The organism is Streptomyces sp. NPDC048479, assembly GCF_040651435.1.
In the GTDB taxonomy this organism is placed as follows: domain Bacteria; phylum Actinomycetota; class Actinomycetes; order Streptomycetales; family Streptomycetaceae; genus Streptomyces.
The window spans coordinates 36521-60643 of sequence record NZ_JBEZKA010000015.1 but is presented as its reverse complement, the minus strand read 5'-3'; the positions used below and the strand labels follow the sequence as shown (position 1 = coordinate 60643).

The 24123-nt window shown below is 68.5% G+C and carries 20 protein-coding genes and 3 pseudogenes; 12 read left to right on the top strand and 11 right to left on the bottom strand.

Annotated features, from left to right (window positions below):
* Nucleotides 1-15 precede the first annotated feature (15 nt).
* Complete coding sequence (locus AB0D12_RS23155) at nucleotides 16-1485, bottom strand: aldehyde dehydrogenase family protein (RefSeq protein WP_362685940.1); 1470 nt, start codon at nucleotides 1483-1485, stop codon at nucleotides 16-18.
* 219 nt (nucleotides 1486-1704) lie between these two features.
* On the opposite strand from AB0D12_RS23155, the gene purU reads away from it, so the two are divergent.
* On the top strand, nucleotides 1705-2577 hold the full coding sequence (gene purU, locus AB0D12_RS23150; protein WP_327327842.1) for a formyltetrahydrofolate deformylase: 873 nt from the start codon (nucleotides 1705-1707) through the stop codon (nucleotides 2575-2577).
* A gap of 106 nt (nucleotides 2578-2683) precedes the next feature.
* Here the strand turns inward: purU and AB0D12_RS23145 are convergent, their stop codons facing one another.
* Both AB0D12_RS23145 and betA read right to left on the bottom strand, forming a co-directional pair.
* Nucleotides 2684-3508 (bottom strand): 5,10-methylenetetrahydrofolate reductase, encoded by an 825-nt coding sequence (locus tag AB0D12_RS23145; RefSeq protein ID WP_362685936.1) that lies wholly within the window; start codon nucleotides 3506-3508, stop codon nucleotides 2684-2686.
* On the bottom strand, nucleotides 3505-5163 hold the full coding sequence (gene betA / locus AB0D12_RS23140; RefSeq protein ID WP_362685933.1) for a choline dehydrogenase: 1659 nt from the start codon (nucleotides 5161-5163) through the stop codon (nucleotides 3505-3507). The genes AB0D12_RS23145 and betA overlap by 4 nt, the downstream gene beginning before the upstream one ends.
* 144 nt (nucleotides 5164-5307) lie before the next feature.
* Here betA and AB0D12_RS23135 point away from each other — a divergent pair, with 144 nt between their 5' ends.
* Nucleotides 5308-6105 (top strand): IclR family transcriptional regulator, encoded by a 798-nt coding sequence (locus AB0D12_RS23135; protein WP_362685930.1) that lies wholly within the window; start codon nucleotides 5308-5310, stop codon nucleotides 6103-6105.
* 125 nt (nucleotides 6106-6230) lie between these two features.
* Here AB0D12_RS23135 and AB0D12_RS23130 read toward each other — a convergent pair whose 3' ends face one another.
* The 3 genes from AB0D12_RS23130 to AB0D12_RS23120 all read right to left on the bottom strand — a co-directional run bounded on the left by AB0D12_RS23130 (nucleotide 6231) and on the right by AB0D12_RS23120 (nucleotide 9013).
* The gene (locus AB0D12_RS23130) at nucleotides 6231-7364 is read right to left on the bottom strand and encodes an aromatic ring-hydroxylating dioxygenase subunit alpha (protein WP_362685927.1); all 1134 of its coding nucleotides are present in this window, start codon (nucleotides 7362-7364) and stop codon (nucleotides 6231-6233) included.
* Between the two features lie 126 nt (nucleotides 7365-7490).
* The gene (locus AB0D12_RS23125; protein WP_362685924.1) at nucleotides 7491-8654 is read right to left on the bottom strand and encodes an FAD-dependent oxidoreductase; all 1164 of its coding nucleotides are present in this window, start codon (nucleotides 8652-8654) and stop codon (nucleotides 7491-7493) included.
* Nucleotides 8651-9013 (bottom strand): bifunctional 3-phenylpropionate/cinnamic acid dioxygenase ferredoxin subunit, encoded by a 363-nt coding sequence (locus AB0D12_RS23120; protein ID WP_362685921.1) that lies wholly within the window; start codon nucleotides 9011-9013, stop codon nucleotides 8651-8653. The genes AB0D12_RS23125 and AB0D12_RS23120 overlap by 4 nt, the downstream gene beginning before the upstream one ends.
* A gap of 176 nt (nucleotides 9014-9189) precedes the next feature.
* On the opposite strand from AB0D12_RS23120, the gene AB0D12_RS23115 reads away from it, so the two are divergent.
* A complete protein-coding gene (locus tag AB0D12_RS23115) occupies nucleotides 9190-10569 on the top strand; it encodes an L-serine ammonia-lyase (RefSeq protein WP_362685918.1) in 1380 nt (459 codons plus the stop codon).
* Nucleotides 10570-10646: 77 nt separating this feature from the next.
* Here AB0D12_RS23115 and AB0D12_RS23110 read toward each other — a convergent pair.
* Nucleotides 10647-11042: pseudogene (locus AB0D12_RS23110) on the bottom strand (DDE-type integrase/transposase/recombinase); the annotation flags it as partial.
* A gap of 293 nt (nucleotides 11043-11335) precedes the next feature.
* On the opposite strand from AB0D12_RS23110, the gene AB0D12_RS23105 reads away from it, so the two are divergent.
* The 9 genes and pseudogenes from AB0D12_RS23105 (at nucleotide 11336) to AB0D12_RS23065 (ending at nucleotide 19844) form a co-directional block, all read left to right on the top strand.
* Complete coding sequence (locus tag AB0D12_RS23105; RefSeq protein ID WP_362685915.1) at nucleotides 11336-11473, top strand: DUF6507 family protein; 138 nt, start codon at nucleotides 11336-11338, stop codon at nucleotides 11471-11473.
* Nucleotides 11474-11475: 2 nt separating this feature from the next.
* Complete coding sequence (locus AB0D12_RS23100; RefSeq protein ID WP_362685912.1) at nucleotides 11476-12777, top strand: hypothetical protein; 1302 nt, start codon at nucleotides 11476-11478, stop codon at nucleotides 12775-12777.
* Between the two features lie 786 nt (nucleotides 12778-13563).
* Nucleotides 13564-13785 (top strand): hypothetical protein, encoded by a 222-nt coding sequence (locus tag AB0D12_RS23095; protein ID WP_362685909.1) that lies wholly within the window; start codon nucleotides 13564-13566, stop codon nucleotides 13783-13785.
* A complete protein-coding gene (locus AB0D12_RS23090) occupies nucleotides 13786-13989 on the top strand; it encodes a hypothetical protein (protein ID WP_362685906.1) in 204 nt (67 codons plus the stop codon).
* Nucleotides 13986-14846, top strand: a complete 861-nt coding sequence (locus tag AB0D12_RS23085) for an immunity 49 family protein (protein ID WP_362685903.1) — start codon at nucleotides 13986-13988, stop codon at nucleotides 14844-14846. Before AB0D12_RS23090 ends, AB0D12_RS23085 begins: the two co-directional genes overlap by 4 nt.
* Nucleotides 14830-14985, top strand: coding sequence for a hypothetical protein (locus AB0D12_RS23080; RefSeq protein ID WP_362685900.1), 156 nt, complete (start codon nucleotides 14830-14832; stop codon nucleotides 14983-14985). Before AB0D12_RS23085 ends, AB0D12_RS23080 begins: the two co-directional genes overlap by 17 nt.
* A gap of 8 nt (nucleotides 14986-14993) precedes the next feature.
* Nucleotides 14994-18446: pseudogene (gene eccCb, locus AB0D12_RS23075) on the top strand (type VII secretion protein EccCb); the annotation flags it as partial.
* Between the two features lie 29 nt (nucleotides 18447-18475).
* Nucleotides 18476-19651 (top strand): annotated as a pseudogene (locus tag AB0D12_RS23070) (DUF6177 family protein); the annotation flags it as partial.
* Nucleotides 19602-19844: a DUF6177 family protein gene (locus AB0D12_RS23065; RefSeq protein WP_362686360.1), complete on the top strand. Its 243-nt coding sequence runs from the start codon at nucleotides 19602-19604 to the stop codon at nucleotides 19842-19844. The pseudogene AB0D12_RS23070 and the gene AB0D12_RS23065, both read left to right, overlap by 50 nt.
* Nucleotides 19845-20282: 438 nt before the next feature.
* Here the strand turns inward: AB0D12_RS23065 and AB0D12_RS23060 are convergent, their stop codons facing one another.
* The 4 genes from AB0D12_RS23060 to AB0D12_RS23045 form a co-directional block, all read right to left on the bottom strand.
* On the bottom strand, nucleotides 20283-20912 hold the full coding sequence (locus tag AB0D12_RS23060; protein WP_362685897.1) for an MBL fold metallo-hydrolase: 630 nt from the start codon (nucleotides 20910-20912) through the stop codon (nucleotides 20283-20285).
* Complete coding sequence (locus AB0D12_RS23055; RefSeq protein WP_362685894.1) at nucleotides 20912-21997, bottom strand: S-(hydroxymethyl)mycothiol dehydrogenase; 1086 nt, start codon at nucleotides 21995-21997, stop codon at nucleotides 20912-20914. Before AB0D12_RS23055 ends, AB0D12_RS23060 begins: the two co-directional genes overlap by 1 nt.
* 662 nt (nucleotides 21998-22659) lie before the next feature.
* Entirely contained in the window at nucleotides 22660-22854 is a 195-nt protein-coding gene (locus tag AB0D12_RS23050; RefSeq protein WP_362685891.1) for a hypothetical protein, read from the bottom strand.
* Nucleotides 22851-23678, bottom strand: coding sequence for a class I SAM-dependent methyltransferase (locus AB0D12_RS23045; RefSeq protein ID WP_362685888.1), 828 nt, complete (start codon nucleotides 23676-23678; stop codon nucleotides 22851-22853). The genes AB0D12_RS23050 and AB0D12_RS23045 overlap by 4 nt, the downstream gene beginning before the upstream one ends.
* Nucleotides 23679-24123 lie beyond the last annotated feature (445 nt).

The following is a 24123-nucleotide window of genomic DNA, read 5'->3' as shown; positions in this document are numbered from 1 at the left end:
ACCTCTCTTCGGCATTCAGCCGCGGAACCAGTGCTGCGGCCGGGGTTGGATGTTCTGCCAGATGTGCTTGGGCTCGCGATATTCGTCCAGGCCCGTCGGCCCCAGTTCCCGGCCCACGCCCGAGTGGCCGAAGCCACCCCATTCCGCCTGCGGTACATAGGGGTGGTAGTCGTTGATCCACACGGTGCCGTGGCGCAGCCGTCGCGCGACCCGCTGGGCCTTGCCGGCGTCCTGCGTCCATACGGCTCCGGCGAGTCCGTACTCGGTGTCATTGGCTATGCGTACGGCGTCGTCCTCGCCGCTGAAGCGCTCGACGGTCAGCACGGGGCCGAAGGACTCCTCATGCACCACACGCATGTCCTGGCGACACTCGTCGAGCACGGTCGGCGGGTAGTAGTAGCCGCTCGCGAGTTCGGGGTCCTCGGGGCGACTGCCGCCGCAGCGCAGTGCGGCGCCCTCGGCGATGCCCGCGGCGACATAGGCCTCGACCTTCTCCCGGTGCTGTGCGGAGACCAGCGGTCCCGTATCGGCCTCGGGATCGAAGGGGCCGCCCAGACGGATTCGCCCGGCCCGGCGTACGACCTCGTCGACGAAGGCGTCATGGAGCTCGTCCTCGACGATCAGACGGGCGCCGGCCGAGCAGACCTGCCCGGAATGCAGGAAGACGGCCGTGAGAGCGAAGTCCACCGCGGCCTCGAAATCGGCGTCGGCGAAGACGACATTGGGGTTCTTGCCACCCAGTTCGAGGGCGACCTTTTTCACGGTCGCGGCGGCCGTGGCCATGATCCTTCGGCCGGTGTCCAGGCCCCCTGTGAAGGAGATCATGTCGACGGCGGGGTCTTCGGACAGCGGTGCGCCCACCTCGGGACCGGCGCCGAGCACGAGGTTGGCGGCGCCGGCCGGCAGACCGGCCTCCTCAAGTGCCCGCATCAGCAGGATCGATGTGGACGGGGTGAGCTCGCTCGGCTTCAGCACGATCGTGTTTCCGGCCAGAAGAGCGGGGGCGACCTTCCACGACGCCTGGAGCAGCGGATAGTTCCACGGGGTAATCAACCCGCAGACTCCGACCGGCTCGTAGGTGACGCGGCTGACGGCGTCGTCGCGTCCGGTGTCGACCACCCGGCCGGCGCTGGTGCCCGCGATCCCGCCGTAGTAGCGGAAGCAGGAGACCACATCGGCGATGTCGTACTCGCTCTCCACCAACCGCTTGCCGGTGTCGAGTGATTCGGCGCGGGCGAACTCCTTGGCGTCGCGCTCGATCAGATCGGCGGTGCGCAGCAGCAGCGCGCCGCGTTCCCGCTCGGGGGTTCGCGGCCAGGGGCCTTCGTCGAAAGCCCGGCGGGCCGCTGCGATCGCGGCCTCGCTGTCGGCCCGGGTCCCTTCGGACACGACCGCCGCAAGCGTGCCATCTGCGGGGCAGAGGATCTCCCGGTGGCCCCCGGCCACCGGATCGCGCCATTCTCCGTCCAGATACAGGTCTGCCACGTGCGGAGCCCTTCGACCGAAGTTCGTTGCGCATCATGCACTGCATTGCTTGTGGTGGAACACCCTGGCCGAACGTATGACCCACGTCAAGAGGGCAAAACGGGCGGATTCCGACCTGGAGCCCAGTTGTCCCGCTTCCCTTGACCGCGACCCATGAGGGGCTGACCATGTTGCGTATCACTCACCGCGTTGTGCAATACGCACCAACGGAGGCCGCGTATGTCCCCTCGACCGCAACCTGGCCGCGAATACGTCCTCACCCTCTCGTGCCCGGACCAGGCCGGACTGGTGCACGCCGTGAGCGGCTACCTGGTCAGGAACTCCGGCAACATCCTGGAGAGCCAGCAGTTCGACGACCGGCTTCAGGACCGTTTCTTCATGAGGGTCCACTTCGATGTGTCCGACCCCGACACCGACGTGAAACAACTGCGTGACCGATTCGGCCCCGTCGCCGAGGCCTACCGGATCTCGTGGACCCTGCGGGACGCCTCGACCCCGACCCGCACGCTGATCATGGTGTCGAAATTCGGCCACTGCCTGAATGACCTCCTCTTCCGCCGGCGCACCGGCGCTCTCAACATCGAAATCCCGGCCATCGTCTCCAACCACGAGGAGTTCGAGGAGCTGGCCGGGACCTACGGCATCCCCTTCCACCACATCCCGGTGACCAGGGACACCAAGGCCGACGCCGAGGCACGTCTTCTGGAGCTGGTGCGCGAGCTGGACATCGATCTGGTGGTGCTCGCCCGCTATATGCAGATCCTCTCCGACGACCTGTGCAAGCAGCTCGAGGGCCGGGCCATCAACATCCACCACTCCTTCCTGCCCAGTTTCAAGGGCGCACGCCCGTACGGGCAGGCGTACGACCGCGGCGTGAAGCTCGTGGGCGCCACGGCGCACTATGTGACGCCGGACCTGGACGAGGGCCAGATCATCGAGCAGGACGTGGTTCGCGTGGATCACTCGCTCGACCCGGACGAACTGGTCACGGTTGGGCGGGACGTGGAGGCACAGGTACTGGCGCACGCCGTGAAGTGGCACAGCGAGAGCCGCGTGATGGTGGACGGGAACCGTACGGTGGTCTTTCGCTGAACCGACCGGGGCTCCACCCCGGACCCCGGTCCTCAATCGCCGGCAGGGCTCCATTGGAGCCCGTCCGGCGATTGACTCGCCCGAAGGGCGTAGAGGGGTCCGGGGGCTAACAACCGTCGAGGCGCTCCAGCATGCCGCGGCGCCAGCGCTCCGTCTCGGCGATCTGGTTGAAGGTGAACAGGTGCAGGCCCGCGACGGCCGCCGAGGGAGCAGTGAGCGCGTCGGCGCTGCGTCTGAGCAGCTGATCGGGCGAGTAGCCGCCCGGTGCCGCGAAGCGCAGAAACCAGGAGGCGTGCCCGGCCAGGAACCGCGCCGACTCCCCCACTCCGATCTTTGTCGCCATGGCGAGCAGCTTCGCCCGCTCAACGGGGCCGGCGACGCCCACATGGACGGGCAGCACGATGTCGCGCCGGCGTACCCGCACGAGCCAGTCGCCGAGCACGCGAGGATCGAAGCACAGATTGCTGACGATGTACGTGGCGTGCGCGCGCTTGTCCCACATCGACTGGACGATGACGTCGTCGTCGATGAGCGGATGGCTCTCGGGGTAGCCGGTAATGCCGATGTGTGTGAAGGGGCTGCCCAGCTCGCTCAGCCTGCGCAGCACCGGCAGCGCTCCGTGGTACGTCCCGGCCGGCGGGTCGGCGTCCCCGGCCGGGACAAAGATGTCGTCGATGCCCGCCGCACGGAGCCGGCCGACGACGTCCGCCAGGTGCGCGTCGTCCCGCAGCAGCCGCGCGGGCACGTGCGGGACGACGCGGTAGCCGTGCGCCGCCAGCCGAGTGGCGAGGTCGAGGGTCGGCTCCAGGCCCTTGACCGGCGACGCGGTGACCGTGACCACCACGTCGCGCGGCACATTGGCGAGCACCTTGTCCTGTGTGGACTTCGTCGGCAGGACCTCGTAGCGGACGCTCTTCAGCAGTGTTCTCACCGTGGGTCGCGGTGCCGGTAGTACTGGGCCTTGGAGGCCGGAAGCGGCTTCTTGCCGAGGATGAGGTCGGCGGCCTTCTCCGCGATCATCATCACGGGTGCGTAGATGTTGCCGTTGGTGACGTACGGCATCACGGAGGCATCCACGACGCGCAGCCCCTCCACGCCGTGCACCCGCATGCTCTCCGGGTCGACCACGGCCATCTCATCGGTGCCCATTTTGCAGGTGCAGGAGGGGTGCAGGGCGGTCTCGCCCTCCTTCGCGACCCAGGCGAGGATCTCCTCGTCGCTCTCCACGGAAGGTCCGGGTGAGATCTCTCCATCGTTGTACGGGGCGAGCGCGGGCTGGCTGAGGAGCTTGCGGGTCACCCGGACCGCCTCGACCCACTCGCGGCGGTCCTGTTCGGTGGACAGGTAGTTGAAGCGCAGCGCCGGGTGCTCTCGCGGGTCCTTGCTCTTGATCTTCACGGAGCCGAGGGCGTCGGAGTACATGGGTCCGACGTGCACTTGGTAGCCGTGCCCGCCCGCCGGCGAGGTGCCGTCGTAGCGGACCGCGATGGGCAGGAAGTGGAACATCAGGTTGGGGTAGTCCACGTCCTCGTTGCTACGGGCGAAGCCGCCGGCCTCGAAGTGGTTGGTCGCGGCCGGACCCTTGCGGAAGAGCCACTGGAGGCCGATGAACGGGGCACGCCACTTCGCCATGTACGGCTGCATGGAGACCGGCTGCTTGCAGGCGTGCTGGACGTACACCTCCAGGTGGTCCTGCAGATTCTCGCCGACTCCCGGCAGATGGTGGACGACGTCGACGCCCAGGGACTTGAGTTCCTCCGCGTTACCGACGCCGGAAAGCTGCAGCAGTTGGGGGGAGTTGATCGCACCACCGCAGAGGATCACTTCGCGGGCACGGACCTGCTGGGGCTTGCCACGGCCGCGCCGGTACTCGACACCGACGGCGCGCTTGCCCTCGAAGATCACGCGGGTGACAAGAGCACGGGTCTTGACGTCGAGATTCGGCCGCCTCTTCACGGGCTTGAGGTACGCCTTGGCGGCTGACAGGCGGCGTCCGCGGTGGACGTTGCGGTCGAACGGGGCGAAGCCTTCCTGCCGGTAGCCGTTGACGTCGTCGGTGCGGGGGTAGCCGGCTTCCTGGACGGCCTCGAGGAAGGCGGGGAAGAGCGGGCTGGAGGCCGGGCCGCGTTCGAGGACGAGGGGGCCGTCGTGGCCGCGGAACTCGTCGTCGGGGTCGGCCGCCAGGCAGTTCTCCATGCGCTGGAAGTACGGCAGGCAGTGTGCGTAGTCCCAGGCCTCCATCCCCGGGTCGGCCGCCCACCGCTCGTAGTCCATGGGGTTGCCCCGCTGGAAGATCATGCCGTTGATGCTGCTGGAACCGCCGAGCACTTTGCCGCGGGCGTGGTAGACACGGCGGCCGCCCATGTGGGGCTCGGGCTCGGATTCGTACTTCCAGTCGTAGAAGCGGCTGCCGATGGGGAAGGTCAGCGCCGCAGGCATGTGGATGAACACGTCCCATGGATAGTCGGACCGTCCGGCCTCCAGCACCAGAACGCTGTTGTCCGGATCAGCGGAGAGCCGGTTCGCCAGTGCGCTGCCGGCCGATCCGCCGCCGACGATGACGAAGTCGTACTGCAGGGGAGCCATGGCTACCTCGTCTCGATCGCGCCGTTCGATACGCGGGGCATGCTAGTACGGGTAGCGCTATACGCACCAGGTTGCGAGCCACGCAACTTGCCGAGCCGCTCGTTCCTCTGTCCAGCTGTTGTTTACTGCGCGTATAGTTTCGCTGTGAGCAACTACAGTCCAGATACCGAAACGACCGGTTCGCAGCCCGGCGGAGTCCAGTCCGTCGACCGCGCCATCAGCGTGCTGGAAATCCTTGCCCAACAGGGCGAAGCGGGCGTCAGTGACGTGGCAGCCGAGATCGACGTCCACAAATCCACCGCATTCCGCCTGCTCGGCGCACTGGAGGCGCGCGGTCTGGTGGAACAGGCGGGCGAGCGCGGCAAGTACCGCCTCGGCTTCGGAATCGTGCGCCTGGCCGGCGCGGTCACGAGCCGCATCGACATCACACAGCAGGGCCGCCCGGTCTGCGAGCGCCTCGCGGAGGAGATCGGCGAGACCGTCAACATCGCCGTCATGCAGGAGCACTTCGCGATCAACCTGTTCCAGGTGCGCGGGCCTGCGGCAGTGGCGGCGCACAACTGGGTCGGCCAGCTGACCCCGCTGCACGCCACCTCCAGCGGCAAGATCCTGCTGGCCCACCTGCCCGCCAAGGAGCGCGCCGAGCTTCTGGCACAGACGGGCCTGAAGAAGGTGACCCCGCACACCCTGACCGCGAAGACGAAGCTCGAGAAGAACCTCGCCGAGGTCAGAGAGCACGGCTATTCCTGGACCCGGGAGGAACTGGAGCTCGGGCTGCACGCCATGGCCGCGCCGGTCCGCAACAGGGACGGAGAGGTCATTGCGGCGCTCAGCGCCTCAGGGCCCTCGTACCGGCTGACCGAGGAGCGTATGCGCGAGCTCGCCCCGCTGCTGATCCAGGGTGCGGAAGAGATCAGTCACCGGATGGGCTACCTGGGCTGATCCGGGTGCGCTCGCTCCGGCCGCAGGAGCGGTCGGAGCGTCATGAGCAGGGCGTGGGTCACCGCGGGGATTCCCGGGCGGCCCAGGTCTCGCTCCTTCCGATCTGAAGGCCGCCGTCGCCTGCGCTAATCCGGCTGCCGGGTGCCGAGGCGCTCGTGGATCCAGTCGTGGAACACGCCGATGTGGTGCTCGCTGGGTACGAGTACGCCGCCCTTGGCGTACAGGCGGGAGCTCATCGCGGGCTGGCAGCGCTCGCAGGCGTCGAAGTCCTGCCGGTTGACCCGGTCGAAGAGCTCCACGGACCGGCTGACATCCTTGCTGCTGTCCACCACGTCCTTGAGGTAGAGCCAGTCGCACTCGACGATCGTGCGGTCGACAGCGACCGGGTACATCCGGTGGAAGATCACGTGGTCGGGGACGAGATTGATGAATACCTGCGGCGGGACGGTGATCGCGTAGTAGCGGCGGTCCTGGTCCTCGGAGACCCCGGGGATGCGGTCCAGGCCTTCGGAGCCGTCCACGGTGAAGCCCTTGACCTCCGCACCGAATTCGGCACCGTGGCCGACGTAGTACTGCGCGGCATAGCCGTCGGCGAACTCCGGCAGAACCTCGGTGAGTTCCGGGTGGATCGTTGCGCAGTGGTAGCACTCCATGAAGTTCTCGATGATCAGCTTCCAGTTCGCCTTCACGTCGTAGACGATCCGCCTGCCGACCTCGAGGCTTTCCACGTCGTAGCGCTCGACCGACTCCACGTCGCCGAGCCGTGCGACGACCTCACCGACGACCTGTTCCTCGAAGGAGGGCGGGGTCTCCGCCAGACAGACCCAGACATAGCCCAGCCATTCGCGAGAGGCCACATTCGCCAGGCCGTACTCGACACGGCCGACGTCGGGCATCTTCGTGAGGTTGGGCGCCGCGACGAGTTTGCCCGTCAGGTCGTACGTCCACGCGTGGTACGGGCACTGGAAGGCGCGCTTGACCTCGCCGGTCTCCTCCGTACAGAGCTTGGCGCCACGGTGCCGGCAGACATTGAAGAAGGCGCGGACGGAGTTGTCCCGGGCCCGGGTGACGAGGATGCTCTCACGGCCCACCTCGACGGTCCGGAAGGCGCCGGGCTTGGCCAGGTCGGAGGAGCGCGCGACGCAGAACCACATCTCCTCGAAGATGCGCTCCTGCTCCTGGGCGAAGATCCCGGGATCGGTGTAATAGGAGCCGGGGAGCGTGGCGATCAGGCTGTCCGGCAGGCTGGTCGAGGTCACAGTGCACTCCTCGCGGGGTGACGTCGTTGATCGGTCGTCGCGCTGGGGACGAGACAGTCCCAGCGGCGTAGTGCGATATGCAATACATGGCGTGCTGAGCAACAGCGGGTGACGCCGCGAGTGGCGTCAGAGCGTGGCGGCAGCGAGCTGCTTGCGCCAGCGGGTGAACAGGCGTGGCTGGTTCATCCCGAGCACCGCGACCGGATGGCCCGACCGCCTGTAGACCGCCAGGAAGCTGCGGTCGTCCGGGAGCCCCTCCTCGACCGTCACACTGTCGGCCCCGGCGGAATGCCCGGCGAACTGGATCCGTACGCCGTACTGGTCCGACCAGAAGTACGGCGGCTTGGGGACTCCCGGCGTTGCCGCACCGCCGGACAGCAGCGCGGCCACGGCCGCGTCGGGCCGTTCCCGCGCGCCGGTCCAGTGCTCGACGCGCCGGTGGACCCCGGCGACCGGGTCGTACCAGGAGGCGCAGTCGCCGACCGCGACCACAGCAGCCACGCTTGTGCGGCCGTCCGCGCCGCATGTGACGCCGTCGTCCAGGGCGACGCCACAACCGTCGAGCCACTCGACGCACGGACGGGCACCCACGCCGACGACGACGGTGTCGGCCGGGATGCTGCGGCCGTCCTCCAGCAGGACCGCCTCGACGCGGGCCGCCCCGCTCAGGCCTTTGACGCCGACGCCGCACAGCAGCCGTACGCCGTGGTCCGCATGGAGCGTGGAGACGACGCCTCCCATGACCTCGCCCAGCGGTCCGGCCAGCGGAGTCGGCGCCGCCTCGACGACCGTCACGTCAAGCCCCAGGCCGTACGCGGTGGAGGCGACCTCGGCGCCGATGAACCCGCCGCCGATCACCACCAGCCGCCCGCCCCGGGCCAGGTCGGCCCGCAGGGCACGGGCGTCGTCCAGGGTGCGCAGCGTATGCACCCCGGTCAGGCCGTCGCTGCCCGGCAGCATGCGCGCGGTCGCACCGGTGGCGATGACGACCCCGTCGGCACGGACGGACCGGCCGTCCGCGAGCCGCACAGCACGGTCACCGAGGTCGAATCCCGCGGCCCGCACGCCGAGCAGCCACTCCGCCTGAAGGTCCTCACCGTCCGCCTCCAGCGCGAGATCCGCTTCGCGGATCGTGCCGGCGAGGAACTCCTTGGACAACGGCGGCCTGTCGTACGGACGGTGCGGCTCGTCACCGATCACGACCAGCCGTCCGTCGTAACCCTGTTTCCGCAGGGAGCGTGCGGCCGACAGTCCCGCGAGCGAGGCGCCGACCACGGCCACCGTCCTCACGCGAGCCCTCCGGCGAGCCGCGCCGCGATGCAGGGTGGCAGATTCGGGGCCGCCGTGGACGGCTGGACGTAGATCATGCCGTCCTCGATCAGGACCTCATGGGTGCGGACGGGGAGCTTGGCCGGCGGTGAGTCGACGGCCCCCGTCCGGAGGTCGAACTTCGAGGCGTGCAGGGGGCATTCGACTTCGGAGCCCTCCAGCCAGCCGTCGGCGAGCGACGCGTCCTGGTGGGTGCAGGTGTCGTCGATGGCGAAGACCTCGCCGTCATCGGTGTGGAACACCGAGACGGGCGGATCGATGTCGAGCCGGTGGGCCTCGCCTCGCGGCAGATCCGCGAGACGGCACGCGGGAATCATCATGACACCTCGGGTGCTCGGGTGCATATAACGAAACAGATTGCGGTAAGCGCAACGCCAGTTTGAAGTCCCCCAAAGCCCGTGTCAAGGCATCCCCCGGACAGGCCGACCCCTTGTTCCATGTTTCTTTTTACGCAACGCTGTGCGTAGTACACAACTTCTGATCCGGAAGGAACGACGTGGCGATCAGCGTCTTCGACCTGTTCAAAGTGGGTGTCGGCCCCTCCAGCTCGCACACCGTGGGGCCGATGAAGGCCGCCCGCCTCTTCGTCAACGCGCTGGACGAGGACGGCCTGCTGTCCCGCGCCGCCTCGGTGCGGGCAGAGCTCTTCGGGTCCCTCGGTGCCACCGGCCACGGTCACGGCAGTGACAAGGCAGTACTTCTGGGCCTGGAGGGCGAGGATCCCGAAACCGTCGACACCGACACCGTGGACGACCGGGTGCACCGGATCCGCGAGACGGGCCGGCTGCGACTCCTGGGCGTCAAGGAGGTGGACTTCCGCGAGCGCGAGCACTTGGTGCTGCACCGCCGCCGCACTCTTCCTTTCCACCCCAACGGCATGCGGTTCCAGGCCCTGGACCACGACGGTGGCGAGCTGAGGACATGTACGTACTACTCGGTGGGCGGGGGCTTCGTCGTCGACGAGACCGCGACAGGAGCCGACCGGATCAAGGCCGACGACACACCCGTACGCCTCCCCTTCCGCTCCGCGTCCGAACTGCTGCTGCGCGCCTACGAGTCCGGCCTGCCCCTCAGCGGAGTGATGCTCGCCAACGAACTGTCCTGGCGGAGCGAGAGTGAGGTCCGAGCCGGCCTGCTGAGGATCTGGGCCGTGATGCGGGAGTGCGTCGACCGCGGCTGCTCACGGACCGAGACCACCCTGCCCGGGCGGCTGAACGTGCCACGCCGTGCTCCCCGGCTACTGCGCACCCTCGCCGAGGACACCACCCAGCCCGGGGACCCGCTGAAGGTCATGGACTGGGTCAATCTCTACGCCCTGGCCGTGAACGAGGAGAACGCCTCGGGCGGCCGCATCGTGACCGCGCCCACCAACGGCGCCGCCGGAATCGTGCCTGCGGTGCTCCACTACTACACCCGCTTCGTTCCCGGGGCCGACGAGGACGGAGTCGTCCGCTTCCTGTTGGCCGCCGGCGCGGTGGGAGCGCTGTTCAAGGAGAACGCCTCGATCTCCGGGGCGGAGGTGGGCTGCCAGGGCGAGGTCGGGTCCGCCTGCTCCATGGCAGCCGCCGGTCTTGCCGAGGCACTCGGCGGCACGCCGGAACAGGTCGAGAACGCGGCCGAGATCGGCATGGAGCACAATCTCGGACTGACCTGCGACCCGGTCGGAGGCCTGGTCCAGATCCCCTGCATCGAGCGGAACGCGATCGCCTCGGTCAAGGCGATCAATGCGGCGCGGATGGCACTGCGCGGCGACGGCACCCATGTGGTCTCGCTCGACAAGGTCATCAAGACCATGCGCGAGACCGGCGCCGACATGAAGGTGAAGTACAAGGAGACCTCCCGCGGAGGCCTCGCGGTCAACGTCATCGAGTGCTGAGAAAACCCCTGGAGCGTCTCCCGTTTGAACGTCGCGTTGAACGATTCCGCAAGCGCGTTGTCCGCGCTGCTGCCCACTGCGCTCATGGACTGGCGCACGCCGGCTTTTGCGCAGGCTGCGCGAACGCGGCGGAGGTGTATTGCGCCCCGTGGTCGGTGTGCATCACGGCCCCGGCGAGGCTGCCGGGTGCGTATTGCCGCGGCTAGGGCGTCGGTGACGAGTTCGGCCCGCATATGGTCGGCGAGCGCCCAGCCGGCCAGACGGCGCGAGGCGAGGTCGATGACCGTGGCCAAGTAGAGGAACTTCCCGCCGTCGAGCGGGAGATAGGTGATGTCGCCGACGTACTTCGTGTTCACGGTCCCGGCGGTGAAGGCGCCGCCGATCAGGTCCGGTGCCTTCGCCGCGGTCGGGTCCGCGATGGCGGTCCGGTGCCTGCGACGTAGCCGCAGACCGGCCAGGCCGGTTTGGCGCATGGGCGTTCACCCCCTGCGGACACACACGGCAGGCGGGGCACCCCACCGCCGCAGGCAGACAACGCCACGGCGATGCGGTGCAGCATCAAGAAGATCACCCCCGCCGCCCCACGTCTCATGTGGTGGGTGCGCCCGGACCAATCACTCGAACTCGGCCGTGTGGCCCTGCACGACGGCTACAGGCTCCGCTGAGCCCGCTCCACCTAACGCTCTGATCAAGCGCCTGGCGCATCGCACCTCGCCGCATCCGGACACGCCGCCGTCCGGTTCAGTGAGAACCGAAGGCGAAGTCCGTGAACGGCGCGCGTGAGGCCACCGCGTACTACGTCGCTGGGGATCTTGAGCATGCCGCGAACGCGGAACATCTCGCCCTGGCCGCGCCGGAGGTCGAACTGCCCAAGCCGGACGGCTCACAGGGCGGGAAGAAGTAGCGATGATCGAGCCGTCTGGCATACCCCAGTTCGTCGGCAACCTCGACCAGCTGGAGAAGGACGTCTCCGCGCTGCGCAGTGATGCCATCGGCATCCGCAACGGCGGCAAGGACGTGCATTCCCGCTTTCAGGCACTGGCCGGCGTCTACAAGGCGCCCGAGGACACCCAGCTGTTCGACACCACCCGTCCGGTCATGGACAAGGCCGAGGCGTTCGCGACGAAGCTCGAGACGGTGGCTGACGCACTGGACACCTTCTCCATCGAGGCCCGGCCGCTCGCCAAGCAGCTGGCCCAGCTCAAGACGGATGCCCTCGCATTCGTCGACAGCGTCGCGGGCGACGACAACTGGACGTACGACGAGGACAAGATCAACCGCCAACAGAAGCTCATCGATGGCGTGAGCGCCGCCGAGAGCGCTTTTCGGGACGCCGAGCGCAGAGCCGCCAGCAAGATCTCGGCGCTCGTGGGCGGCCCGCGGTTCGTGGTCGACGACGGCAGCCACACCGTCAACGACAAGTCGGTGATGTACGGCTACGACCTCGAAGCCCTCAAACACGCCAAGGAACTGCCCTGGGGCACGCCCGAATCCGAGTCCCACCACGCCTGGGAGGTCGGTTACTGGGCCAAGAGCTACGTGTGGGACGGGCTGATCGTCGACAACATCTGGGGCGGCATCAAGGGCCTGGGGACCCTCGTCGGCATCGGCCCGGAAGACACCAGCGACGCCTGGGGCCACATCTGGGACATGGTCGGGGGCATCGGCCAGTACACCGCCAAGCCCTACGACTGGGTCATGGACCACACGATCGGCCCGGACGAGGAAAGCGCTGACGAGGTCCGGCAGAAGCACGCTGCCAAAGATTTCGGCAAAGGCCTGGTCGCCTGGGACATGTGGGGCCAGAACCCCGCCCGCGCGTCGGCCACCGTCACCTTCAACCTCCTCACCCTCGGCGCGGGGCCGTACGGCGTCCAAGGTCGGCACCTACCTCGACCCGCTCTCAGCAGGCCTCACGGTCGGCGGGAAGGCGATCTGCGCTCTGCCCAAGCTGTCCGAGGTCACGGCCGGGATCCGCAACGTCTTCGACACCACGGCGAGCTCGCAGCGCCTGCACAGCGTCATCGAACTCCCCGACGGCTCCAAAGTCCTCATCAAGGACGGCAAGTTCATCCCCGTCAACGCGGAAGGCAAGGTCAACACCACCGCTCCTCACCAGGAGAAGGCCTCCGTCGAGCGGACAGGCCCCGAAGAAGTACCGTCCCAGCGCGAGCCTGCCCTGGTCGGCGCCGGCGCCCGGGCGCCTGAGGGTCCAGCCCCTGCGGGCGGAAACCTCCCGCCACAGGCCAGTCATGACGCTGCGACCAGAGGGGGCGGCAGCCATACCCCTCGCGGCCCGGGAGAGGCATCGGGCAGAGTCGGAGCCGCACACGCTGTCGGTTCCGAGACGCGCAGGTCGGGTGCTGGAACGGTCGGCAATGGCCATGCCCTTACTGGCTCCGGTAGCCACGGAAGGGGCGGGCTGGACGACGTCGGCCGGACCGGCGATGGTGTGGATGGCGCGACCGGGCCGGACAGTGACATCGCCGGTGGGCACACGGAGGTCCAACGCCCCAGCTTCATACGTGAGGGAGCCAACCCTTATGGCCCTCGCGGATCGCTCACGCTGAAGCAGATCGAGGAGATCCAGCTCTACCGGGCCAACCATGAGCCCGGATACTTCGAGCGCTACTACAGGAAGGACGGCACGCGCCGAAGCCTGGAGATCCACGACGAAAGCGGGTTCACTCCGCCTCATCTCACCCGGCTGTCGGACGACGCCCCGTTGATTCGTGCCAGGGACGTTCCTGCGCCGCCCAAACCGTATTTCCTAGATGACGAGTACATCAGCGTGGGGGCGGACACCGTCAAGAGCAAGGCGAGGCTCCGGGTCCTGGAAGAGGCCGCGCAGACACGCCACTTCGCCGTCGAGTGGGACAACAAGGTCGCGGACTGGAAGGCAGAGACCGGCAGGGCCCACGAAATCCAAGGCACCGTCGATTCGGCCGCGCAGTGGGGAGAAGCCAGGGGACGTACCAGGAATCCCACACCGCGATGGGCGAAGCAACGGAGAAATTCGGTGAGAAGGCAGCAGAACACCACTACATCGCCGAGCGCTACGCGGACTTCGAGAAGGAGACCCTCCTCGGGCCCAAGAACGGCAATGACCAGTTCGACCAGGTGTGGAAGCACGAGGACGGCCGAGTGGTCGTCATCGAGGCCAAGAGCAGTCCTGGCACCGAGCTCGGCAGGCGCACCCTTCCGGATGGTAGGTAAGTGTCCCAGGGAAGCCGGGAGTACTTTTCCGACATCCTCGCCGCCATGGAAAAGCGAGGTGAATTCGAGCTCGTAGATTCCCTGGAAAAGGCGCTCAAGGAGGGCAAACTGGAATACGTCGTCGTCAAGGGGGAGAGGAACACGGAAACGTATACTGGCTATCAGTATCGCCGGTTCGACATCAGCAAGGGGACCCTTCCGTGACTGTGACTGTTGCCCGGCATGGTGCGCCAGGACCCGACGCCGAGCGATTCGCGGAGCGGCTGGGCCGGCGAGTGGCCAGCCGAATCGACGATCTCGAAGAGTCAGCGGACATGATCGACTTCGCGTTCAGCACAGCTGTCATGGCGTTGCGCGCTCGCTGCATAGTCGATCCACGAGCGGCGGCGGCGGAGACGTGGGAGGCCGCGGTCAAGGCGATGCAGCTGGGCTCGGCGCTGTTCGCCGTGACGAGTGCGAGCGAGGGAACCGTCGAGTGTCGTATCGACCGGAAGATGCGGATCCTTCCGGCCATCGGCCCACGGTCGTTCGCCGACGCGGGGAACTGGCTGACGGCATTCTGGCTGGCGGTCGTCTGCCGTGAGCAGCAGCGGATGACCCAGCTGTGCGAGATTCCGCTGGAGCGGCTGCGTTCGCCGGAGGGGCAGTACGACGAGTACATCTACTCCTGGGTGGACACTCTGCAGACGTACTGGTTGCGGCGGCCAGGGCTAGTGGAGAAGCTCACCGCCGCGTTCCAGGCGTCGGATCCCGGGGTGGCGCGGGTCGCCCCGCGGGACCTGCTGCAGGGTCTGCTCTATCCGCCGATCAACCTCTTCTACCACTTCGTGCGCAAGGACGAGGAGGGCTTCAGTCCGGCCCTGGAGGAGGCACTGAAGCTGCACAAGGCGTACTGGACCCTGGACGAGGACCGGGAGGCGGACCTCGACGGCACCATCGCCCTCGGCCCCCTCGCCATAGCCTGCCTCGCCCACGACGGCGGAATCCCCATCCAGATCGAGTCCGAGTACCTGCCCAAGCACCTGCTCCAGCACGGCTGGCTCGGTGAGTTCCCCACCTGAGGCGTACATGACGGCGATCGTTTCGCGTCATCACTTCCGCACGGACAAGGCCGCCGAGGCCATGGTGCTGACCGTCGAGAGCGCCAAGGATGTGCTCGACGAGCTCAAAACGTCGGAGTTCGCCCCCTTCGATGCCTAGGACTCCAGCCGGATCCGTTCATGCTGAACGAGGCGCGGGCGCTGGTGGCCCGGTTCACCACAACCACCGACTTCCCCCTGACCGTCCCCCTGGACCGGGCCGGGAATGTCAGCATCGTCGGCGACCGGGAGGGCGTGCTGCGCGTCGCCCGCGCCCTGCTCATCCAGGCCGCCGTCACCCACGCGCCCGACGACTTGGCACTCGCGCTCGGCGTGCCCGGCGAGCGGCTTGAGGAGTGGGAGTGGGTCAAGTGGCTGCCCCACATCCTGGATACGCAGACGGACGACGGGCCGGTCGCGGCGCGCCGGATCGCGCCGAGTCTGCCGCAGCTGGCGCGGTTCATCGGACCGGATCTGCGGCAGCGCGCCTCGTACGCGGCCGAGGTGCGGCGCGGGCTGTCCGACAGAAACGCGCTCGTGCTCATCGACCGGCTCCTGGTCGTCAGCGACGAGTACGGGCAGAACGCCGATGAACTGGCCCGCCCCGACGTGGCAGTTGGCCTCACGGACATGGGCGTGACCGTGCTGCATCTGCTGGAGCAGCAGGTGCACGAACCCGACCAGGTGACGGTGCGGATCACGGTCGACGGCGACCAGGTCGTGGTCGAGGATCTGCGTAACCCCGATACCCCCACCGCCTCCGGCACGTCGGACAGTATCGGCACCGCCGGGGCCGAGGGCATCGCCCGGATGCTGGCCCCCCTGCGGCTGTCCGCCGAGTCAGTGGCCGAGGGCACGCCGGTGTCCGGCCCCATCGACTTCCCGGCCCTGCTCGGCATCGACGACCCGGCCGCCCTCGACCTTGACCGGCTCTGGGCGCCCCGCAGCGAACGGGATTTCCTGCGAGTACCCATCGGCCTCAACGACCGCCACGAACCGGTGCTGCTGGACCTGAAGGAGTCCTCAGAACTCGGCATGGGCCCGCACGGCCTGTGTGTGGGCGCGACCGGCTCCGGCAAAAGCGAACTCCTGCGCACCCTGGTCCTGGCCCTGATCGCCGCCCACCCGCCGGAGGATCTGGCGATGGTCCTGGTCGACTACAAGGGCGGCGCGACCTTTGCCCCCTTCGCCGGCCTGCCCCACGTCGCCGGAGTGATCACCAACCTGGAGAACCAGGCCGGGCTCGTCGAACGCGTCCACACCAGCCTCGCCGGCGAGGTCAAGCGCCGCCAGCAAGTGCTCAAGGACGCCGGCAATGTCGCCGACATCGGACACTACGCCGCGCTGCGCGCCCAGCGCCCCGAACTGGAGCCGCTCCCACACCTGTTCGTCGTCATCGACGAGTTCGGCGAACTCCTCACCGCCAAACCCGACTTCATCGACCTGTTCCTCTCCATCGGCCGCATCGGACGCTCCATCGGCGTACACCTGCTCCTGTCCAGCCAGCGCATCGAGGGCGGCAAGCTCAAGGGCCTGGACACCTACCTCGCCTACCGGCTCGGCCTGCGCACCTTCTCCGCCGACGAGTCGCGTACCGTCCTGGAGACCGCAGACGCCTTCCACCTGCCGCCACTGCCGGGCTTCGGCTATCTCAAGGTCGATACCTCGACGTATGAGCGTTTCAAGGCGGGTTACGTCTCCGGTGCCTATCGAGGACCTGCCCTGCCCGAATCTGCGGACGAGCGACCGCTCGTCCTGCCCTATCCTGCCTTCAACTCCCCTACACGGGCGGACGCTTCGGATGCTGCAGTTGACGCGCCCGCGATGCGGGAACGCGAGACCGGACAGACCGTGATGTCGACCCTGGTCGACCAACTTCGCGACGCCGCCGAGCCGGTACGCCGCATCTGGCTGCCCCCGCTGCCGCACGCGATCTCCCTGGACGCGGCCGCAGGCCCCCTTGACGTTTCCGAACGCGGCATGCAGCTGACCCGCCGGGCGGGCACCATGCGAGTACCCCTGGGGCTACTCGACGATCCAGGCCGCCAGTCGCAGGGCCAGTGGATCCTCGACCTCACCGTGGCCGGCGGCCACATAGCGGTCATCGGCGGCCCGCAGTCCGGCAAGACCACCCTGCTGCGCACCCTCGCGCTCTCCCTGTCCCTCACCCACCCAGCGACCGAAGTCGCTCTCTACGGACTGGACCTGTCGGGAGGCGGGCTCGCCGCCCTGGCGGGTCTGCCGCATGTGGGCGGCATCGCCGGCCGCGCCGACCGCGAACGCGCGGCCCGCACCGTCGCCGAGGTCCGCGCCATGCTGAGCGCCCGCGAAGAGGCCTTCCGCACGCACGGCATCGACTCCCTCGACCAGCTCCGCCACCTGCGCGCCCAGGGCGGACTTCCCGAGCTCGGCGCCACCGACATCGTCCTGTTCATCGACGGATTCGGCGCCCTGCGCGACGAGTTCGCCGACCTCGACGACGCGGTGGTAGATCTTCTCAAGCGCGGCAGCGGCTACGGCATCCACATCGTCGCGGGCATGCTCCGCTGGAACGACGTCCGCATCGCCACCCAGTCCATGTTCGGCACCCAGCTGGAGCTCCGGCTCAACGACCCGACCGATTCCTCCATCGACCGTAAACTCTCCGAGACCCTCAGCCCCGACACCCCCGGCCGTGTCCTCACCGGCGGCAAACTCTTCGCCCAGGCCGCCCTGCCCCGCATCGACACCGTTCCCACCGCCGACGGCCTCGGCCCGGCACTGGAAGACGCGACCCGCACCATCCGTGCCACCTGGAACGGCCACCTCGCCGCCCCCGTACGGGTATTGCCCACCCACTTGCCCGCACAGCGACTCCCGTCGGTGGCCGCCGAGCCGAAGAAGATCCCGATCGGCGTCGACCAGGACACCCTCGCACCCGTCCTGCTGGATCTGTTCGAGCAGGACCAGCACCTGCTGATCCTCGGCGACAACGAATGCGGCAAGACCAACCTGCTGGGGCTCATGGCCCGGCAATTCACCGCCCGCTACAGAGAAGACGAGCTGGTCTTCGCCGTCTTCGACCCGCGCCGGGGACTGCGCGCCGTCGTCCCCGAGCCGTATCGCGGCGGTTACGCCCACAACGCGAAACTCGCCGCGGCGCTGGCCACCGGCATCGCCGCCGAACTGGAAAAGCGGCTGCCGGACGACAGCGTGGACTTCGACGCGCTGGCAGACCACTCAGGCTTCACCGGCCCCCGCATCGTGATCCTCGTCGACGACTACGACATCCTCACCACCGCCGGCCAGCAGCCGCTGGCCCCGTTCCTGCCCTACATCTCCTCCGCCCAGGACATCGGCCTGCACTTCGTCGTCGCCCGCCGCACCGCCGGCTCCTCCCGCGCCCTGTACGAACCCTTCCTCACCGCCCTGCGCGAGACCGGCACCGCGGCCCTGGTCATGGCCGGGGACCGCACCGAGGGCCAGCTCTTCCCCGGCCTGTACGCATCCGCCCAGCCGCCGGGCCGCGGTGTGCTGGTCCGCCGCGGCCGCCCCCACCAGCTCATCCAGACCGCTCTCGCAGACCAGGAACCCACTCCGTGACCAAGGACGTCATCGCCCTCACGCCCACGATGCCGGACATCCGTACGTTGCTTGCGGGTCTCTACGCGGGCGGCCCCGACGTGCGGGTGGACTCCGCGGGCGACGGCGCGGTCGTCCAGCTCCGCGCACCCGGCGGACATCCCCTCATCTCAGTCGAAGCCCCCATCTTCGTCCAGGTCCCGGGCGAGGCCTCACGCCTCCTCGGCACGGCCATCGATGACGCCCAAGGTCCGTTCTGGTGGACCGAGACGCGGTCCACCACCGCCGTCCCCGACGCCGAATCCCTCGCCCGCTCCTTCGCCGGCCGACTCGTCTCCGTCCTGGGCGGCACCACCTGGCCCCCCGGCCCCGTGACCACTGATGTCGTCCCCCTCATCTCCGACAGCGCACAAGCCCCGGCAACGGACACCTCGCCTCCTGGCATTGACGTCCTCACCGATCAGGCAGCCGTGGTCATCCAGGACCGGCCCGTCGTCGCCATGAGCAGCTGGCTCTCCGACGCCCTGCGCACCGCGGCCACCACCAACCGCGCGCTGCAGATCGTCACCCCGCACACGACTCGCCTCACCGTCCCCACCCGCACCGCACTCCAGGGCCACCCCAACCGCTGGATCGTCCAGGACCCCGAGCATGGCTACTACGACGGCCTCTCCGGCGCCGCACTCCGCTGGCACAACGGCTCTTTCACCCCCATCCGTACGCATCCCGGCCCGGTCCCCGCCTTCACCGAGCAGCCCGCGTCCGGTGACCGCCAGCTGATCGTCTCCCTCCGCACCCAGCACGCCCCGGACGCGGGCCTGCTGCTGGGCGGCGCCCTGGAAACCACCTGGCAACACCTCACCGGCGCGCCTCCAACGGGCTGGAGCACCGCCGAACCCGTCAACCTTCCCTGGTCCACGCGCCAGTTGACCGACCTGACCCGCACCCGTGCCCCTCGCCCGACCTGGCTAATCGCTGTCGGCCACCCCGACCGCCCCGCCATCGCCACCCAGCGCATCACCCGCACCACCGCCGGAGTCGAAGAAGACATCACCCTCGCCCTGGGCTACGGCCCGGGCGAGACACCGCCCCTCGACACCATCCAGCCCCTCGCCGAGACCCTTGCGACCGAACACAACCTGGCCTCGATGCTCACCTCCCTCCGCTCCGCCCGCCGTGACCTCACCGTCCCCCCCGCATTTCGAGACGCCACCGGTCCCGCTCACCTTCACTCTCGGCACCAACCCCGTCAGCGACATCGGACTGGCCCACGCCAGTCGCCCGCCCCTGGGCCTGCACCCCGTACTGCTCGGTTCCGGCGCAGCGCCCGCCCTCCACTACCCCCTCGGCGACAGCGCGGCCACCTGGGGTGCCCTCCAACAGCTCACCACCCACCTCAAGGCCGCGCGGGAGAAGTGACAGGATTCTGGAGTCCCTCAACTGCCGCGCCCCGGCCACAAACACCGCCGAGGAGTTCAAAGACTGAGCTTCATTCGACGAAGCAACGGCCACGCACACCCACCGGGGCCAACCGGCAGCGGCTGGGACCGCCCCTCAGCCCGCCCCCCGGCCCGAGTGATCAGTCAGCGCCGTAGACCCGACCAGCCACATCTTGCGGTCGAGATCAGCCGACGCGCGTCTTGGGAAGATGCGTCGCCATCTGCACGACCAGCGAATCTCCGCAGGTCACAGCGGATGCGGCGCGACCAGCCCTTGACGGCGGCTCCCGCCAGGGACTCGAACCTGCGGCCAAGCGCTGACGGCCTACCGATTGAGCCGAACGACCGTCTGGATCACGAGCTGCCCACCCGATGGAATGCCGACGCGAGGCCGACGCGAGGCGGTCAGAACCCGCAATCAGAACCCGCGGTCGATCCACTCCTGCAGATGCGGGGCCTCGGCGGCGATGGTGGTCGTGTCCCCGTGGCCGGTGTGCACAACGGTGTCGTCCGGCAGTGCCAGCAGCCGGTCCCGGATCGACTCGATGATGGTGCCGAAGTGGCTGTACGACCGTCCCGTCGCCCCCGGCCCGCCCGCGAAGAGCGTGTCACCGCTGAAAAGGGCGTTCAGAGCGGGCGCGTACAGGCAGACCGCTCCGGGGGCGTGGCCGGGGGTGTGCAGCACCGTCAGATCGACACCCGCAACCGTGATGATCTGGCCGTGGGCCAGTTCACCGTCGGGCAGCCGCTCGGGATGGGTCTGCTTCCACAGCGGCTGGTCGTCCGGGTGCAGCAGGATCGGAGCGCCGGTCCGGTCGGCGAGCACCGGGGCGGCGTCGATGTGGTCGTTGTGGGCGTGCGTGCAGACGATCGCGCGAAGCGCCCGGCCCCCGAGCGCGGCCACGATGGCGTCGGCGTCGTGCGCGGCGTCGATGACGATCGCCTCGCTGTCGTCGCCGACCAGCCACACGTTGTTGTCCACGTCCCAGGTACCGCCGTCCAGGGAGAACGTTCCGGACGTGACCAGTCGTTCGATGCGCGCGGACATCACAGGACCACCACCGAGCGCAGCACGTCGCCGTGATGCATCCGCTCGAAGGCCTTCTCGACATCGTCCAGCGCGATGGTCTCGGTCACAAACGCCTCCAGATCCAGGCGCCCCTGCAGATGGAGGTCGATCAGCATCGGGAAGTCGCGGCTCGGGAGGCAGTCCCCGTACCAGGACGACTTGAGCGCTCCGCCGCGTCCGAAGACGTCCAGCAGCGGCAGCTCCAGTTTCATCTGCGGGGTCGGCACCCCTACCAGGACGACGGTCCCGGCCAGGTCGCGGGCGTAGAAGGCCTGTTCGTACGTCTCCGGACGGCCGACGGCCTCGATGACGACGTCCGCGCCGAAGCCGCCGGTCAGTTCGCGGACCGCCTCCACCGGATCGGTCTCCTTGGAGTTGACAGTGTGTGTGGCGCCGATCTTCTTCGCGGTGGCCAGCTTCCGCTCGTCGACGTCCACCGCGATGATCTTGGCTGCGCCTGCGAGCCGGGACCCGGCGATCGCCGCGTCGCCCACGCCGCCGCAGCCGATGACGGCGACGGAATCGCCGCGCCCGACGGCGCCGGTGTTGATCGCGGCGCCGATGCCCGCCATCACCCCGCAGCCCAGGAGCCCGGCGACCGCGGCCGACGCCCTCTCGTCGACCTTCGTGCACTGCCCGGCCGCCACCAGCGTCTTCTCGGCGAAGGCGCCAATGCCCAGGGCCGGGGACAGCTCGGTACCGTCGGCGAGGGTCATCTTCTGCTTGGCGTTGTGGGTGTTGAAGCAGTACCAGGGCCGCCCCCGCAGACAGGCCCGGCACTGTCCGCAGACCGCACGCCAGTTCAGGATGACGAAGTCGCCGGGTTCGACCTCGGTGACGCCCTCGCCGACCGCCTCGACCCGGCCCGCCGCCTCATGGCCGAGCAGGAAGGGGAAGTCGTCGTTGATGCCGCCCTCGCGATAGTGCAGATCGGTGTGGCAGACGCCGCAGGCCTCGACTTTCACCAGCACCTCACCCGGGCCGGGGTCAGGCACGATGATCGTTTCCAGGCTGACGGGGGCGCCCTTCCCCCGCGCGACAACAGCACGGACCTGGTGAGTCATGGCCACTCCTCAGCTGATACGAATCCATGGGGCACGCGTTGCTTATTACGGCACGCACCTCATGTGCCGCAACAACAGCATCATGGAGGGCCGACCTACGGTCAAGGATCCTGCGTATCAGGCATGCTGGATGACGGTGTCGATTCGCGCGTCGGGCGCGGAGTTCAGTCGATGCGGATCACGACCTTGCCGAAGGCGGTGCCCTCGGCGTAGTAGAGGTAGGCGTCCCGCACTCGTCGAAGGCGAAGACGCGGTCGATGACAGGCCGGGTCCCGTGCGCGGAGATCGCCTGGTCATGGCCTCGAAGTGGGCGCGGCTGCCGACAAAGACTCTTCTGATCGTGGCCAGGCTCTCCGCGTACGCCTCGTGCGAGACCAGGCAATAGCCGGCCCTGCGCCGCGAGGCAGTCAGCGCATCGCTGTCCGACGAATCGCTCCCACGTCTACGCCACCGACACCGACACCGTCGGTGAAGGACCGACCGGCGTGGCCATCACCCCGGCGGAGGACGAGCCGATGGCGAGGTTCCCGGCAAGCAGAACAAGCACACCTGCTACACCGCCACGTTCTCCGGCAACGACATCTACGTGGTCTCCACCGCCACCCTCTGCCGCTGCTCCGAGGGTGAGCCTCCTGCCCGGCCGAGCCGTGGCCCGACCGATGTCACCCCGACAGGGAACGCCGCCCCGTGCTCGCCAGCTCGTTGAGAGGGCCATCGGTCAGCGTGGGCACATGGAGCACCGCTGGTGCGTCCGTCATGGTCTCCATCGTCGCGTCGACGTCGAGGGTGGCGAACTCGCTGCTGGTGTGGAGCTCCCACACGCGCTCCAGCTGCGAGCGGACGGAGTCGGTCGTCATGGAAGGGCCTCCTCGGGCTTCCATCCCCAAGCGGTGATCAGTCCGGGTGAGAGTGCGGCGCATTCGGACGAGTCGAGCGAACGGATGGCCGCGTCGATCGTCGCTTCGTCGACCAGCCCGGTGTCCACGATGCTTGTCCTGGCCCGGTCCCAAGTCTGCGCCCAGAAGCGGCTGATGGGGCTGCCGGGCAGCAAGGGAGGTACATGGATCTCGGCCGCGACGGAGGTGAGACCCGCGTCGCGCAGCAGTCGTGGGTACTGCGGCACCCAGGTGACGTCGGTGCCGATGGTGTTTCGCAGGCCTTCCCACATCGCTCGCATGACCTCGGTGTACGGAGTACTGGGTTCGCCTGCCGTCGTCAGGTCGACGGCGTCGCCGAGAACCAGCACACCACCCGGGGCCACCAGCTCGCAGAGCTTGGTGATCATGCGCCGGTAGGAGGGCAGATGCATGAGGACGAACCGCGCGTGGACCAGGCGGAACCGGCCCGGGTCGAAGTCCGGCGCGCTGATGTCGGCCTCCAGTACCCGGAGCCCGTCAGTGGGGGACGCGGTGAGGAAACGTACGTCGCGGTCGACCGCGAGCACGGATGCGACCCCGGCCCGGCGCAGCAGCTGCCTTGCGACGGTGCCGGTGCCCGCCCCCACGTCGAGGCAGTGCCAGCCCGGGCCGGCTCCCAGCTCTCTCAGCCGGGCCAGGGTGGTGGCGTCATAGGTCAGCCCGCCGAGGTCGATGCGCTCGGCCTCGCCGCTCTGCTCGGGCCTGAATACCGTTTCTCCGTACCGCCTCGGGGACGGAGCATCGTCATGGCGGGGCACAGACACGTATGCGTCACCGCCTTACCTCGAGGCGTCGCGCGAGCAGGGTGCTGCGGGGCAGGGGCAACAGGGGGCAGCCACCGTCTCGTACTCCTTCATTATGACCGTCAAGACCGGTCGCTTCCTGTCGCGCCCGGCGCGGTGCCAATCGGCCGGAGAACGGCGGGGCCGACAGAGTGGCCCAGGCCGTTGAAGGCGGGTCCGGCTCCAGCCGGATGACGTGCTCGCAGGACTCGCGTGCGGCCACGTCGTATGAATGTGGATATTCTGCTGCTCGAACTCTTGCAAATTCACATTCATTTCGGCAGGATCTGCCGAGTCCACGCCGGTCAGCCGCATATCTGGCTGCCCGTGGACCCATGGGTCGCTGAAACGACACACTCTGACCTCTTCGTCAGCCCCTGGCGGGCCTGCTGTCCCATGGGGGAGCACCGCCGGATGCGCCGTTGTG

What these genes read in the sequence shown, in the direction of transcription:
- purU (WP_327327842.1), top strand. Translation starts at nt 1,705, where the DNA reads ATGTCCCCTCGACCGCAACCTGGCCGCGAATACGTCCTCACCCTCTCG.
- betA (WP_362685933.1), bottom strand. Translation starts at nt 5,163, where the DNA reads ATGGCTCCCCTGCAGTACGACTTCGTCATCGTCGGCGGCGGATCGGCC.
- AB0D12_RS23120 (WP_362685921.1), bottom strand. Translation starts at nt 9,013, where the DNA reads ATGATGATTCCCGCGTGCCGTCTCGCGGATCTGCCGCGAGGCGAGGCC.
- AB0D12_RS23100 (WP_362685912.1), top strand. Translation starts at nt 11,476, where the DNA reads ATGATCGAGCCGTCTGGCATACCCCAGTTCGTCGGCAACCTCGACCAG.
- AB0D12_RS23095 (WP_362685909.1), top strand. Translation starts at nt 13,564, where the DNA reads ATGGGCGAAGCAACGGAGAAATTCGGTGAGAAGGCAGCAGAACACCAC.
- AB0D12_RS23060 (WP_362685897.1), bottom strand. Translation starts at nt 20,912, where the DNA reads ATGTCCGCGCGCATCGAACGACTGGTCACGTCCGGAACGTTCTCCCTG.
- AB0D12_RS23055 (WP_362685894.1), bottom strand. Translation starts at nt 21,997, where the DNA reads ATGACTCACCAGGTCCGTGCTGTTGTCGCGCGGGGGAAGGGCGCCCCC.
- AB0D12_RS23050 (WP_362685891.1), bottom strand. Translation starts at nt 22,854, where the DNA reads ATGACGACCGACTCCGTCCGCTCGCAGCTGGAGCGCGTGTGGGAGCTC.